15 protein-coding genes are annotated in these 14224 nt (G+C 68.4%); 7 read left to right on the top strand and 8 right to left on the bottom strand.

All coding sequences use genetic code 11. From position 1 onward, the window contains the following. Position 1: 1 nt before the first annotated feature. A complete protein-coding gene (locus ACWIGI_RS13450) occupies positions 2-1027 on the bottom strand; it encodes a diguanylate cyclase (RefSeq protein ID WP_454202660.1) in 1026 nt (341 codons plus the stop codon). Between the two features lie 322 nt (positions 1028-1349). Between ACWIGI_RS13450 and ACWIGI_RS13445 the strand changes: the two genes are divergently transcribed. Both ACWIGI_RS13445 and ACWIGI_RS13440 read left to right on the top strand, forming a co-directional pair. Then, positions 1350-1838: a LysR family transcriptional regulator gene (locus tag ACWIGI_RS13445; RefSeq protein WP_454202659.1), complete on the top strand. Its 489-nt coding sequence runs from the start codon at positions 1350-1352 to the stop codon at positions 1836-1838. Continuing rightward, complete coding sequence (locus ACWIGI_RS13440) at positions 1748-2212, top strand: VOC family protein (protein ID WP_454202658.1); 465 nt, start codon at positions 1748-1750, stop codon at positions 2210-2212. The genes ACWIGI_RS13445 and ACWIGI_RS13440 overlap by 91 nt, the downstream gene beginning before the upstream one ends. A 78-nt stretch (positions 2213-2290) precedes the next feature. On the opposite strand, the gene ACWIGI_RS13435 is transcribed toward ACWIGI_RS13440, so the two are convergent. Both ACWIGI_RS13435 and mca read right to left on the bottom strand, forming a co-directional pair. After that, positions 2291-2560: a hypothetical protein gene (locus ACWIGI_RS13435; protein WP_454202657.1), complete on the bottom strand. Its 270-nt coding sequence runs from the start codon at positions 2558-2560 to the stop codon at positions 2291-2293. Continuing rightward, positions 2557-3438 carry a mycothiol conjugate amidase Mca gene (mca, locus tag ACWIGI_RS13430; RefSeq protein ID WP_454202853.1) on the bottom strand — a complete coding sequence of 294 codons (882 nt, stop codon included), beginning with the start codon at positions 3436-3438 and terminating at the stop codon, positions 2557-2559. Before mca ends, ACWIGI_RS13435 begins: the two co-directional genes overlap by 4 nt. Before the next feature lie 154 nt (positions 3439-3592). Here mca and ACWIGI_RS13425 point away from each other — a divergent pair, with 154 nt between their 5' ends. Together ACWIGI_RS13425 and greA are read left to right on the top strand one after the other, a co-directional pair. Beyond that, positions 3593-4009, top strand: a complete 417-nt coding sequence (locus ACWIGI_RS13425; RefSeq protein ID WP_454202656.1) for a DUF4307 domain-containing protein — start codon at positions 3593-3595, stop codon at positions 4007-4009. Positions 4010-4254: 245 nt separating this feature from the next. After that, positions 4255-4746 carry a transcription elongation factor GreA gene (gene greA / locus ACWIGI_RS13420; protein ID WP_354991300.1) on the top strand — a complete coding sequence of 164 codons (492 nt, stop codon included), beginning with the start codon at positions 4255-4257 and terminating at the stop codon, positions 4744-4746. A gap of 211 nt (positions 4747-4957) precedes the next feature. On the opposite strand, the gene ACWIGI_RS13415 is transcribed toward greA, so the two are convergent. Beyond that, positions 4958-6103 carry a cystathionine gamma-synthase gene (locus ACWIGI_RS13415; protein ID WP_454202655.1) on the bottom strand — a complete coding sequence of 382 codons (1146 nt, stop codon included), beginning with the start codon at positions 6101-6103 and terminating at the stop codon, positions 4958-4960. A gap of 292 nt (positions 6104-6395) precedes the next feature. Here ACWIGI_RS13415 and ACWIGI_RS13410 point away from each other — a divergent pair, with 292 nt between their 5' ends. Both ACWIGI_RS13410 and ACWIGI_RS13405 read left to right on the top strand, forming a co-directional pair. Continuing rightward, a complete protein-coding gene (locus ACWIGI_RS13410) occupies positions 6396-7571 on the top strand; it encodes an acyl-CoA dehydrogenase family protein (RefSeq protein WP_454202654.1) in 1176 nt (391 codons plus the stop codon). A gap of 96 nt (positions 7572-7667) precedes the next feature. After that, on the top strand, positions 7668-8012 hold the full coding sequence (locus tag ACWIGI_RS13405; RefSeq protein ID WP_454202653.1) for a DUF6401 family natural product biosynthesis protein: 345 nt from the start codon (positions 7668-7670) through the stop codon (positions 8010-8012). A 158-nt stretch (positions 8013-8170) separates the two neighbouring features. Here the strand turns inward: ACWIGI_RS13405 and ACWIGI_RS13400 are convergent, their stop codons facing one another. From ACWIGI_RS13400 to ACWIGI_RS13385, 4 genes are all read right to left on the bottom strand, one after another. Next, a complete protein-coding gene (locus tag ACWIGI_RS13400; RefSeq protein ID WP_454202652.1) occupies positions 8171-9217 on the bottom strand; it encodes a membrane protein in 1047 nt (348 codons plus the stop codon). Positions 9218-9463: 246 nt separating this feature from the next. After that, positions 9464-10087, bottom strand: coding sequence for a transglycosylase SLT domain-containing protein (locus ACWIGI_RS13395; RefSeq protein WP_454202651.1), 624 nt, complete (start codon positions 10085-10087; stop codon positions 9464-9466). A 584-nt stretch (positions 10088-10671) separates the two neighbouring features. Next, the gene (locus ACWIGI_RS13390) at positions 10672-11796 is read right to left on the bottom strand and encodes an AbrB family transcriptional regulator (RefSeq protein WP_454202650.1); all 1125 of its coding nucleotides are present in this window, start codon (positions 11794-11796) and stop codon (positions 10672-10674) included. A gap of 274 nt (positions 11797-12070) precedes the next feature. Continuing rightward, complete coding sequence (locus tag ACWIGI_RS13385) at positions 12071-13459, bottom strand: cystathionine beta-synthase (protein WP_454202649.1); 1389 nt, start codon at positions 13457-13459, stop codon at positions 12071-12073. An 81-nt stretch (positions 13460-13540) separates the two neighbouring features. Here ACWIGI_RS13385 and ACWIGI_RS13380 point away from each other — a divergent pair, with 81 nt between their 5' ends. Continuing rightward, positions 13541-14029 (top strand): hypothetical protein, encoded by a 489-nt coding sequence (locus ACWIGI_RS13380; protein WP_454202648.1) that lies wholly within the window; start codon positions 13541-13543, stop codon positions 14027-14029. Positions 14030-14224: the final 195 nt, after the last annotated feature.

Below are 14224 nucleotides of genomic sequence, written 5' to 3'. Positions count from 1 at the left end.
GCTACCGCGCAGGCGCGCCGTCCGCGCCGCTCGCCGCGACCGCCGTGCGAACCGTGTTGCGGCCCTGACGTTTCGCCGCGTGCAGGGCGATGTCGGCCGCGCGGAACAGATCGTGCGCGGCGAAATCCGGGGTCGCCGCGACCCCGATGCTGACGGTCAGCGCGACCGGCCAGGTGCGCGCGGCCGTCTCGATCGCGACCCGCAACTCCTCGGCCCACGCCGCGGCCTCCACCGCCGTCGCGTCCGGCAGGATCACCGCGAATTCCTCCCCGCCGGTCCGGGCAACCAGATCGTTGGGGCGCATGCGAGCGAGCAGCAGCGGTGCGAGATTGCGCAGGGCGGCGTCCCCCGCGGTGTGCCCGTGCGCGTCGTTGATGTGCTTGAACTCGTCGACATCGAGGAACCACACCGCCAGCGGCCGCCCGTGCCGGGCGTGCGCGGTGATCTCGTTCTCCAGGCGTTCGGTGAAACGGCGCCGGTTCGCCAGCCCGGTGAGGCCGTCGCATCGCGCCTGTTCGTCCAGCGCGGACACGAGACCGGTGATCCGCCTGCGTAATTGCACGATGACGCAGCAGACCAGGATGAGCGAGGCGCTGACCTGGCACCACAGCGCGACGTCGCGCGCGTCGCCCAGCAGCACCGTGCCCGCCCCGAAGATCACCACCGCCGCCGCCGTGGTGAGCAGCGTCGCGGCCTCGGTCAGCAGGCAGCCCGCGTACAGCACGGCCCACACCAGCAGGGTCTCCCCCGAATCCGGGATCGTGCCCAGCACGATGATGAGCAGCGGCGCGGCATTCAGCAGCGGGCCCGGCGTGCGTCTTCCCAGCAACAGCATGGCGATGCCCAGCGCGGCGACCACGCCGGACAGCAGCAGGCACCCGTTCAGGAATCTGTCGAGCACGAGTTCCCGCGCGAAGATCGCGGTCAGCGCGACCGCGGCGAGCAGCATCCAGCCGCCCACGTACCCCGCCAGTCCGGCGCCGGCCGGAGCGTCGGATTCCGCCCGAGCCACCCGGGTCTGGTCCATAGCCCCAGCGTGACATACCGAAACCCGTGAATCTCGCGGGACACGAACGACGCGCGCGACCACATTCTCTACCAAACCGCCTGGCCTGTTTCATATCTGGCGTTTGCCCGGGATCGCGACGGCCGTCGTCGCGCCGCCGCGCCGAAGCACAACCCCGCATCGCCCCTGAACCCGAACGGAATCACTCCGCGCCCGAACCCTGGCGCATCCACAGCAATCTTCCGGAACACCGGCTGTGTCCCGTGTCACGCACGCGCGTGTCACATCGGAGACCCCCGGGCTGTCCCCTGTACGACCCGCACACCGACCCGGAGGACCGGCCATGCTGGAAAGACCCGAGCTGGAGGCGTTTCTGACCCTCACCGAGGAACTGCACTTCGGCCGCACCGCCGACCGCATGCACGTGAGCACCGGCCGGGTCAGCCAGATCATTCGCAAACTCGAACGCCGGGTCGGCGCACCACTGTTCGAACGCAACAGCCGGGGCGTCGCCCTCACCCCGCTCGGCCTGCGCATGCACGAAGAGGTACTGCCCGCGGCCGGCAACTGCGCACCGCCCTGCACAACGCCCGCGCCCGGGCCCGGGGCCTCGAACCCGGCCCGGAACCACCCGTCCTCCGGCCCGGCACCGGCGATCACCGGCGCGCTGACACCGCAGGCGCGAGATGGCATTCTGCGGACAGCCATCGCTCCGCACCGGAGCCGCACAGGGGAGAGACCATGGCCGCCCTCATCCGCATCCGGCACGTCAAGGTTCCGGTCACCGACCTCGCCCGCAGCGTCGCCTGGTACCGGGACCTGCTGCGCCTGACCCTGGCCGCCGAATTCCGCGATCGGGGACAGCTGCGCGGAGCCCAGCTCATGGACGCGAGCGGCTTCGGCATCGCGCTGCGCGAACGCGAATTCTGCGCGAGCAAGCCCGATCTCGCGGGCTTCGACGTCGTCGCCCTCGAAGTCGGCGCCGTCGCGGACCTGCACGAGCTGGCCGCCCGGGCCCGCGAACTCGGCGCCGAGCACACCGGCGTCACCGACCGCGGCGTCTACGGCGCCGTCCTGGACCTCATCGATCCCGACGGCACCGTCGTGCGCCTGCTGGCGAACAACCCGCTGCACCCCGATCGCTTCGTCGGCGTGGACTCCGATGCCGAGGGCAGCTTCACCCTGTACGACACCCCCGTCCTCTGACGGCCCGGTGAACGCCGACAACCCCGGTCCATCGACGGGACCGGGGTTGTCCGAAACAGCGTGGCGCGAGCCCTCGGGTCAGGCGGAATCCGCGGATTCGGGCTTAGCCGCGGGCTTGTCGAGCGTGGCGATGCCGTGCTCGGTGCCCTCGTCCGCCTCCTGATCCGGTTCCGGATGCTCCGGGGAGAAGGTCGCAGGCAGGTTCTTCAGGTGCTTGTTCATGTTGCGCACCAGCAGCACCGTGCCCGCCAGCAACAGCAGCACGATCACCAGACCCAGCGGTGACGCCTTGCCGAACTCCGGGCCGGTCGGCGAATTGTTGGTCTGGGCGAGCAGGTCGAGAATCATCGGGGGGCGTCCTCGGTGTCGGCGTCATCGATACCCGCGAACAGGTCGGTCTCGGGGATGGCGGTGCGCACCCGGGTCTGCGCCAATTCGAATTCCTCGGTCGGCCACATCTTCTGCTGCAATTCCGTGGGAATGGCGAAGAACGGGCCGTTGGGATCGATCTGGGTGGCGTGCGCGCGCAGCGCCTCGTCCCGGGCCGGGAAGTACTTGGCGCATTCGACCTGGGTGGTCACCCGCGACATGATGTCCCCGCGCTCGGCCGCGTAGCCCCGCATGCGGTCCATCCACTCCTGCATGGGGAAAGGCTCACCGCGCGAGGCGTATTCGTCGGCGAAGGCCTCCAGCCGGGCCAGGCTGAAACCGTGGTTGTAGTACAGCTTCAGCGGCGTCCACGGCGCACCCGCGTCCGGGAACTTCTCGACGTCACCGGCGGTCTCGAACGCCGCGACCGACACCTTGTGGCACATGATGTGGTCGGGATGCGGGTAGCCGCCCATTTCGTCGTACGTGGTGATGACGTGCGGCTTGAACTCGCGCACGACGCGCACCAGCGCCTCGGTGGCCTCGTCCAGCGGCACCAGCGCGAAACTGCCCTCGGGCAGCGGCGGCAGCGGATCACCTTCGGGCAGACCGGAATCCACGTACCCCAGCCACATCTGGTCGACGCCGAGCGCGGCGGCCGCGGCCGCCATCTCCTCGCGCCGCACCTCGCTGATGCGGTCCTTGATACCCGGGGTATCCATGGCCGGATTGAGAATGTCGCCACGTTCGCCACCGGTCAGGGTGACGACGAGCACCTCGTTACCTTCGGCCGCATAGCGCGCGGTGGTTGCCGCGCCCTTGCTGGATTCGTCGTCGGGGTGGGCGTGTACCGCCATGAGGCGAAGACCACTCACTTCGCGTTCACCTCACCGATCACTTTTTCACCTCATCGCTCTCCGCCGAGTCCAGGCAGGGGGTGTCCGATCTCCATTACCTATAGTTCCATCCGACCGTCCTTTGTTCCGACCTACCCCCCGGGAGCGTCCTGTCATGAGCGAGAGACCGGCCGATCGCTACGGGGTCGGGCGACGTAGGGCCCCGCGCTGGCTGCCGCTGGCGCTGACCCTCGCGGTGGTCGTGGTCGGCTGCGGCGTGGCCTATCTGGGTTTCAAGCAGTACGGACCCAAGGACATCGAGCCCGAACGCCTCGGCTACACGGTCGTCGACGATTCGACCGTCTCGGTGGATTTCAAGGTGACCCGCGACGACCCGGAGAAACCGGTCGTCTGCTACGTTCGCGCACTGGATGCCGACGGCGCCGAAGTCGGCCGGCGCGAGGTGCTCATACCGGGTTCCGACGCCGGCACGGTGCGCCTGACCACCACGCTGAAGACCTCCGCCCGGGCGGGCGCGGGCAATATCTACGGCTGCAGCGACGAAGTGCCCGCCTACCTGCGCGCCGGGTGAAAAGTCCGGTCCCTGACCCGCTTTGATGCTTCTACCTGCATCTATGCGATTCGTGCTAAAATAACGCAACACACGGTTCCGGGGTTCGGAGCCGTGTTTGCTGCATTGGCGGCCGGCGCTGTCGGGTACCTCCCCCAGGATCGCTCTTGCCGTCCGCTGTTGCCATGCCCGGCTCCGGTGGGTGCGGCAACGGATTTCAGAGGGAATCCCGGCTTGCCGGGGACAACTACTAGGGAGTGATCGAGATGACTGAGACAGTGACCTGGCTGACCCCGGAGTCGCACGAGAGGCTCACGAGCGAACTCGGCGCGCTCATTGCCAACCGTCCGGTCATTGCGGCCGAAATCAACGAGCGTCGCGAAGAGGGCGACCTCAAGGAGAACGGCGGCTACCACGCTGCGCGCGAGGAGCAGGGCCAGCAGGAGGCGCGGATCCGCCAGCTGCAGGAACTCCTCAACAACGCCAAGGTCGGCATCGCCCCGACCAAGTCCGGCGTCGCGCTGCCCGGCTCGGTCGTCAAGGTCTACTACGACGGCGACGAGAGCGACAGCGAGACCTTCCTCATCGCCACCCGCGAAGAAGGTCTGGGCAACTCCGAACTGGAGACCTACTCCCCCAACTCCCCGCTCGGCGGCGCGCTCATCGACGCGAAGGTCGGCGAGACCCGCGAGTACCAGCTGCCCAACGGCAAGGTCATGAAGGTGACCCTGGTGTCGGCGGAGCCGTACCACAGCTGAGGTAGGCGACACGAACATCGCGGCCCCCGGTCCCCCTGGACCGGGGGCCGTCGTGTGTTCGGGCGCACGACGCACAGGCCGGAGCAGGGGGCGCACGGTCCTGAGCGGTCGGCGCACAGACCGCACCGAACGACACGGCGTCGTAGACAAATGACGAAGCCCCGCACCGATTCCGGTGCGGGGCTTCGTCGTTGCCATGTGCGGGCGCTTCCTACGCGAGCGCCTGCTTGAGGTCGGCAAGCAGGTCGGCGATGTCCTCGATGCCGACCGACAGCCGGACCAGGTCCGCCGGGACCTCCAGGGCCGAGCCCGCGGTGCTGGCGTGGGTCATGGCGCCCGGGTGCTCGATGAGCGACTCCACGCCGCCGAGCGACTCGGCCAGGGTGAAGATCTTGGTGCGGGCGCAGAAGTCCAGCGCCGCCGCCTGACCGCCGTGCACGCGCACCGAGATCATGCCGCCGAACCGGCGCATCTGCTTCTGAGCGACCTCGTGGCTCGGGTGCTCGGCCAGGCCGGGGTAGATGACCTGCGCGATCTTGGGGTGGTTCGCCAGGAACTCGGCGATGGCCTCGGCGTTGTCGCAGTGCTTGTCCATGCGCAGGGCCAGGGTCTTGATGCCGCGCATGGTCAGGAACGCGTCGAACGGGCCCGGGACGCCGCCCGAGCCGTTCTGCAGGAACGCGAACTTGACGTCCAGCTCCTGGTCGTTGGTGATCAGCGCGCCGCCGACCACGTCGGAGTGCCCGCCGATGTACTTGGTGGTCGAGTGCAGCACGATGTCCGCGCCCAGCAGCAGCGGCTGCTGCAGGTAGGGGGAAGCGAAGGTGTTGTCCACCACCAGCTTCGCACCGCCGGCGTGCGCGACGTCGGCCAGCGCCGAGATGTCGCCGATGTTCAGCAGCGGGTTGGTCGGGGTCTCGACCCACACCAGCCGGGTGTTCGGGCGCATGGCCGCGGCCACCGCGGCCGGATCGTTCACGTGCGCCACCGAGTACTCGATGCCCCACTGGGTGAAGACCTTGTCGATGAGCCGGAAGGTGCCGCCGTAGGCGTCATCCGGAATGACCAGGTGGTCACCCGGGCGCAGGATCGCGCGCAGCGCACAGTCGGTCGCGGCCATGCCCGAGGAGAACGCCCGCCCGTAGGTACCGGATTCGAGCGCGGCCAGATTGGCCTCCAGGGCGGTACGGGTCGGGTTGCCCGTCCGCGCGTACTCGTAACCACCACGCATGCCGCCGACGCCGTCCTGGGCGAAGGTGGAGCTCGCGTAGATCGGTACATTCACCGCGCCGGTCTGGGGATCCGGCTCGTACCCGGCGTGCACCGCCCGCGTGGAGAAACCAAGCTGCTCACTCATACCGCCAGCCTAGGTCGCTCCGCGTTCGCCCCCTACCCCGGGCACGCGTCGCGTGTCCGAACTCACCCGCAAATCGGGCACATGGCCCCGACCAGCCGACTTGCCGGGCGCGCAATGGGACAGCATCGCCGCTCGAATCCCGCGGTCCACCTGCGCCCGGATCCCATGGCCGGAGTTCCGAGCACGCGCGAGGAACCGGGATGCTCGGGCCGCACATCCGCGGCCGCGCCCGGAAGCGCGAACGGCGAGCCGGGTCCTCGTGCGGGCCGGGCGCTGGTCCTAGGCTGAGCGCATGGTCTCCGTAGACGAACTGTTCGCCATCGACTCCCTGCTGAGCGCCGAGGAGCGCGAAATCCGCGACACCGTGCGCGCGTTCGCGAACGAGCGCCTGCGCCCGCACGTGGCGGAATGGTTCGAGGCCGGAACCTTCCCGGTGCGCGAGGTGGCGCCCGAACTCGGCAAGCTCGGGCTGCTCGGCATGCACCTCGAGGGCTACGGCTGCGCGGGGACCTCGGCGACCGCCTACGGGCTGGCCTGCATGGAGGTCGAAGCCGTGGATTCCGGTGTGCGCAGCCTGGTTTCGGTCCAGGGCTCCCTGGCGATGACCGCGATTCACAAGTACGGCTCCGAGGAGCAGAAGCAGCGCTGGCTGCCGGAAATGGCGGCCGGCCGGCTGATCGGCTGCTTCGGGCTCACCGAACCCGACTTCGGCTCCAACCCCGGCGGCATGCGCACCCGGGCCCGCCGCGACGGCGACGACTGGATCCTGGACGGCGCCAAGATGTGGATCACCAACGGCTCGGTGGCCGATGTCGCCATCATCTGGGCGCAGTCCCGCGAAGGCGAGCGCGACACCATCCGCGGCTTCGTGGTGCCCACGGACACACCGGGTTTCACCGCTCGCGAGATGCATCGCAAACTGTCGCTGCGCGCCTCGATCACCGCCGAACTCTCGCTCGACGGCGTGCGCCTGCCCGCCGACGCCCTGCTGCCGGAGGCGCGCGGGCTGGCCGCGCCGCTGGGCTGTCTGTCCGAGGCGCGCTTCGGCATCATCTTCGGCGCGCTCGGCGCGGCCCGCGACTGCCTGTCCGCCACCATCGAATACGCCCGCACGCGTGAGGTTTTCGACAAACCCCTGGCCGCGTACCAGCTGACCCAGGCCAAGCTCGCCGACATGGCGGTCGAACTCGGCAAGGGCCAGCTGCTGGCGCTGCACCTGGGCAGGCTCAAGGACCGCCACGAGATTCGCGCCGAGCAGATCAGCGCGGGCAAGCTCAACAGCACGCGCGAGGCCATCGCGATCGCCCGCGAATGCCGAACCATCCTGGGCGCCAACGGCATAACCTTGGACTACCCGGTGCTGCGGCACGCCAACAACCTGGAGTCGGTGCTCACCTACGAGGGCACGGCCGAGGTGCACCAGCTTGTCCTCGGCGAGGCGCTGACCGGGTCCAAGGCCTTCCGCTGAGGACGGCCGCGAACTGCCGCGAAGTGACACTGGCGCAGATGCGCTATATCTCACAGCCCACTGCCGGGAGAGCACCCCGATTGCTAGCATGACCAGGTGTTATTGCCCGGCTCCGCGCTGCTCGTCGTTTCGGCGCGTAAGACTTTGAACCGCCTGCAACGCACGCACGGAAGTCCGGTCCGCTCGGCCGCTCGGGATTTCCCGGGCCTGCACGCGGTGCTCGATCAGCATGCCGCCGCCGTCCGCGACATTCTCGATATGGGCGTGGAGAATTCCAGCGTGGTCCCGACGAGCGTGCTGCTGGCCGGCTACGCGCGCGGCCTGCTGGAGGATCTGCGCGAATCGGGCGAGCCACTGCCCGACAGCGCAGGACAGTGGCAGCGCGCGGACTGGGTGCATCTGCGCCTGGCCGCGGTCTGCGCGCTCGCGCACGCCGACTGAACGCTCCGCGTCTCCGGAGGTTGCCGGACCCGAATGCGGCCGTCGCGGCAAACCTCCACTCGACACGCTCACACCGAACACCGAGCGGCCCGGATGCCTGCATCCGGGCCGCTCGACGTGTATTCGGTTCCGACGGGCCGGTTCGGCCCCGGGGTTTGCTAGACCATCCCGGACTGGTTGCCGTCGTCCGGCATCTGACCGCCGTACCCCTGACCGCCGTGACCCTGGTTGCCCTGGCCACCCTGCCCGTACCCGCTCTGCCCGGGCATCTGCCCGCCATGCCCCGGCGCCTGCCCGGGATATCCCTGGCCCTGCCGGCCCGGCTGCTGGTAGCCGCCCTGACCCTCGAAACTCTGCGGCCGGTATCCGGGCGAGCCGACCGGCTGCTCGGCCCACTTTCCGGGCGGCATCTGCTGCCCGCCCATCCCCTGCTGCTGACCCATCATGGCCTGCTGTTGCGAGGCGGCCGCACGCTGACGGGCGGCATCCTCCCGGCCGCGCTGGTACGCCTCGGCATGACCCTTCATCTCGGGCATCTCACCCTCGATGGTCTCGAGCCAGCCCTCCCAGCGCTGCTGCATCGGCCGCACCAGACCACCGCCGACACCGACGATCAGCACGCCGCCGATCACGGCGAGCACGGTGATCAGGATGGGCATGGTGACCGAGGTCGCCACCCCGATCTGATTGAGCGCGGCGATGAGGCCGACACCCCAGATGAACACCGCCGCAACACGTCCCATCATCCGGCCGTAGGACAGACCGCTGAGCACGTTCGCGATCAGGTCCATGACCACGCGGGCGATGGCGCCCGCGATGCAGACGATGACGATGGCGACGGCCAGTCGCGGCAGCCAGGCCACGATGCCGTTGAGCATGTCGCTGATGGGGTTCGGCCCGAAGACGCCGAAGCCCAGTTGCAGCGTGAGCAAGAGAACCGCGTAGTACGCCAGCTTCGCGATGATTCCGACCGCGTCGTACCGGCTGTCGGCCAGCATGTCCTTGATGCCGCCGCGCTCCACGAGCCGATCGAAGCCGACCTGATGCAGAATCCGCGTCACCAGCCTGGCCACGATCTTGGCCACGATCCAGCCGATGACCAGGATGGCCAGGAATCCGGCGAACTTGGGCACGAAGGTGGCGAACGAACTCCACGCGTCGGACAGCCCCTGCTGGATATCGATAGCCAAACTCGAGGTGTGCATAGAACCCCGTCCCTTCGCTACCTGTTCCGGTCCCGGCCTACTGCCGGAACCTGCTCCAAGGGCGATTTATACCCGCAGGCGATCGGCTCATTCGTCAGTTTGCGAAATAGTTGCCAAATCGGGTGCTCGGGCATTGCCGGGCGGCGAGTCGGCCGCGCCGGCAATCATCGGGACATGGGCCGGACGCAGAAGGTGCGTACCGAGTGACACTCGGTACGCACCTTGGGCCGAACAGGCCGGGGTGAATCAGTACGCGCTGTTGACGTTGTCCATCGAGCCGTAGCGGTCCGCGGCGTAGTTGCACGCGGCGACGATGTTGGAGACCGGGTTCCAGACATCGAAGGGGGTGCCCTCGACGTGGTAGGCGGCGAAGGTCGGATCGATGACCTGGAGCAGACCCTTCGACGGGATGCCGTTGATGGCATTGATGTCGTACAGGTTGATGGCCTGCGGGTTACCGCTGGACTCGCGGATGATGTTGCGGAAGATGCCGTCGTAGCTGCCGGGGATGCCCTTGGCGGCCATGATGTCCAGCGCCTGACGGATCCAGCCGTCGAGGTTGTTCTCGTACACCGGGGCCGGCGGCGGCGCGATGGGCTCGGGCTCCGGCATGGGGGCGGGCGCGGGCACGACGGCGGCGGCAGCGGCCAGGGCGGCCTCGGCCGGGGTCTCGACGTGCTTGATCGCGGTCGGCGCGGCGACGGCGGCGGTGAGGGAGTCCTTGAGGGCCGCGGGCTGCACGTCGTCCGAGGCCGCACCGGCGGCGGTCACGATGGAGCCGAAGACGGTGAGGGCGAGGGCGGCGGTGCCGGCCGTGCGGGCGGCGGCGACCACCCTGCTGCGTTTGGCAGGGTCACGCAGAGCAGTCATGGCATTCGTAGGCATGGCGAATTTGATTCCTGTTCGGTTTCTGGGCTCGCAGGCCGAGAGAAGGCAGCGCTGATCAGGCGGGTACCATCGGTACTCCACTCCAGCGCTCGGGCTGTTTCGCGTTGCTGTTGTGAAACCCGTTACGGGCCAAGGAATTCTGACGCTGCAGGAATTCCGCGAAGAGGGTCTGCGGCCAATCGGGCCGCGGTGCCTCAGCGCACCGGTGTGATGATCACGTTCCTCATGTGAGTTCACATCTCCTTGCGTCAACCAGACCTGGGGTCTGTTTCCAACAAGGTCACAGCTTGATTGCGTCGAGTGAACACAGCCTGAACCGAAAGTGAACGGAAAGTGAACCGGCCCGAAGTGCACGCCGTTTACCTGCATTAATACATGCACTGACCTGCTGATTCATTTCGAAACGCAAAGTGGTTCGGATCACAGAAGTATTTCGGTCGAATGACGCGATATACCCCAAATCGACCATTTTTCGCGTGCCGGGGTACGCCGCAGGGCTGATCCGCGGGGGCGCGAACCAGGCTTCGTGAGGGGTCGTGACCTCGAGCTTCCGAGGGCTCGCGAGCTCAGGCCGGAGACTGCGCCGGCAGCGCTCGCGGCACCGCGAATCGACGCAGAACCCGCATGAGCAGCGGGAGCGTCAGCATCACCAGCAGCAGGCGCAGGGTCTGCACGCTGGTTATCAGGGGCAGATTCGCGTTCATCTTGTCGGCGGTGGCGAGCACGGCGTTGATGCCGCCCGGCGTGGTGGCCAGATAGAGATCCGACATGTGCAGGTCCACGACATTGCCCAGCCCGAGCGCCAGCGCCGCCACGATGCCGCTCAGGGCCAGCACGGCCGCGGTCATCCCCGGGATCATGCGGGCCATCTGACGCACCACCTCGCGGGTGAAGCGGGTGCCGACCTCGAAACCGATCAGCACGAACAGCAGATCCTTGAACAGATGGGTCGGGGCGTAGCCGTGCGAGATGCCGGCCGCGGTGAGCAGCGCGGTGATGAGCATGGGACCCAGGAGCGCGGCGTTGGGCAGACCGACCTTGCGCCCCAACCAGATTCCCAGCACGCACAGCATGATCGCGATGGAGATGCCCGCGACCTGATCGCCGCGGCCGACGATCATCCAGTACGGCAGATCGGGATTGGTCACGCCGCCACCGAGTGTGGTTGTGCGGTAAGAGATTCCGGCTTCCTCGTCGAGGATCGCGGCGATCGCGGGTGCGCTCAGCGCCACCAGCGCGACGCGCAGATACTGCATGAACGCCACCCGGCGCGGGTCCGCGTCCAACTCGTCCGCGGCCGAGACCACCGCCGCCGAACCACCCGCCAGCAAACCCAGCGTGGCGGTGGGCACGTCGACCTTGGCCGCGCGCGCGAACACCAGGGCCACCCCCACGCTCACCAGAATGGTGGCGGCGGTGACGGCCAGCACCGGCAGCAGATCCAGCCCGATCGAGGTGAGCAGTTCCACCTGCAGGTAGCTGCCCATCACGACGCCGAGCATGGCCTGCACGCCGACGCCGACCTGCTTGGGCAGCGGCTGCGGCAGCCGGCCCGTCATGGCGAGCGCCGCGCCGACCACGATCGCCAGAATCATCTGCGGGGCCGGGAATCCCACGCGGTCGAGCAGTGCCGCGCCGCCGAGGACCCCGGCCGACAACGCCACCCAGCTCAGCGCTTGCCTTCGGTTCATACGAGCCGATCCTGCTCGTCAACCATGAACGCAGAGTAACAGCGCAGTTATCGCGATTCCCGGGCCTTGTGATTTCCGATGCACAATCGAAAAACCAAGGGGCAGACCACAAATCACACGACGGTAATTCGCGATCCGAGCCCGGAAAGCGACCGACCGCCGGAGTCGAAACGACCACCGCTACCGACGAGCGGGACACCGGGGCCGCCACGAAAAACGGCGCCCGCCCGCACCTCGGGGGTGCGGACGGGCGCCGGGCGAAATCGTTGTCGCGCTAGACGAGCGACCCCTCGCTCAGGAACCCGAGCAGATCGTGCCGGGTGATGACGCCGACCGGCTTGCCGTCGTCGACCACCATGAGCGCGTCGGTGGACTCGAGCAACTTGGTCGCCGCCGACACCGGCTCGCCCGCGCCGATGAGCGGGAAGCCCGGGCTCATGTGCGAGGCGACCGAATCGGTCAGCTTGGCCCGGCCCTCGAACACCGCCGAGAGCAGGTCGCGCTCGGTCACGCTGCCCGCGACCTCGCCCGCCATGATCGGCGGCTCGGCGCCGACGACCGGCATCTGCGAGACGCCGTACTCGCGCAGGATCTCGATCGCGTCGCGCAGCGTCTCCTGCGGGTGGGTGTGCACCAGATCGGGCAGCTCGCCCGACTTGCCGCGCAAAACGTCACCGACGTGGGTCTCGTCGGTCCGGCCGTCGAGGCGGGTGCGCAGGAAGCCGTAGGAGCTCATCCACTGATCGTTGAAGATCTTGGACAGGTAGCCGCGGCCACCGTCCGGCAGCAGCACGACCACGACCGCATCCGGATCGCGCTCGGCGACCTTGAGGGCGGCCACGACGGCCATACCGCAGGAGCCGCCGACCAGCAGGCCCTCCTCGCGGGCCAGGCGACGGGTCATCTCGAAGGAATCGGCGTCCGAGACCGCGATGATCTCGTCCGGGATGGACGGGTCGTAGGCGGTGGGCCAGAAGTCCTCGCCGACGCCCTCGACCAGGTACGGGCGGCCGGTGCCGCCGGAGTACACCGAGCCCTCGGGATCCGCGCCGATGATCTTGACCTTGCCGCCCGAGACTTCCTTCAGGTAGCGGCCGGTGCCGGAGATGGTGCCGCCGGTGCCGACGCCCGCCACGAAGTGCGTGACCTTGCCGTCGGTGTCGGCCCAGATCTCCGGGCCGGTGGTCTCGTAGTGCGACTCCGGGCCGCCCGGATTGGAGTACTGGTTCGGCTTCCAGGCGCCCTCGATCTCCCGGACCAGGCGATCGGAGACGTTGTAGTAGCTGTCCGGATCCTCGGGCGCGACCGCGGTCGGGCAGACCACGACCTCGGCGCCGTAGGCGCGCAGCACGTTGCGCTTGTCCTCGGAAACCTTGTCCGGGCAGACGAACACGCACTTGTAGCCGCGCTGCTGCGCGACCAGCGCCAGGCCGACGCCGGTGTTGCCGGAGGTCGGTTCGACGATCGTGCCGCCGGGCTTGAGCAGCCCGGCCTCTTCGGCGGCGTCGATCATCTTGACGGCGATGCGGTCCTTCGAGCTGCCGCCCGGGTTCAGGTATTCCACCTTCGCCGCCACCAGGCCCGAGTTCGGACCCACCACGGAGTTCAGTCGAACGAGTGGAGTGTTTCCGATCAGATCGACCACGGAGTTAGCGATGCGCATACCCCTCATCGTTGCAGAAAGGATATCGGCGCCTACGCGCACGTAGGCGATCTCACGTCGGCGGGAAATTACCATCGCCGCATGAGGACGCCGAACCACCTGCGTGCCACCGTGCTCCTCGGGTGTCTCGCGACCGCGACAACGATCGCCGCGACCGCGCCGGCCCAGGCGCGGACCTACGAATTCCCCCAGCTACCAACCACGTTCCAGCCCGGCCCCTGCGGCGGATCCATCCGCACCTGGGCCGAGACCAGCCCCACCTACGCGGGCCGCGCCATTCTGAACATCCGGGCGAACCCGATCGCGGGCATCGGTCCAGGCCCCTGGATCTTCGCGCCGCTCTGCGAGAACCTGACCACCATCGCCTGGCGCAACACGACCACCGGCGCGGCCGGCGAATATCGGGTCAACGTCGTCGCGGGCATCTACGGCAGCATCCAGTACGCCCAGTTCCAGGACACCGGTCCGGGCCACATCGTGACGACGGTCTTCACCGACGGCCTGCACGTGCCCCAGGTCGGCGCCTTCGACGTCCCCGCCCCGGCCGCCCCGGCGCCACAGGACGACTGAGCCTCAGCATCACCCTGAGGTCCGGCATCACGACCGGCCAAGTCGGCGTTGACATTTCGAAGAGCTCCCGACCTCCCCTTTCTCCGTCGGGGGGCGGCGCCCCCCGGCACGCGGCCCCCCCCGCGCCCCCCCGGTTGGGGGATAGAACCCCAGATAATGTTGTGTTAACGCACACAAGGCCGCGGGCCGGGAAAA

Source organism: Nocardia sp. NPDC055321, assembly GCF_053645575.1.
The sequence above is the reverse complement of the archived record's forward strand: the minus strand, read 5'-3'. Positions and strand labels throughout refer to the sequence as shown.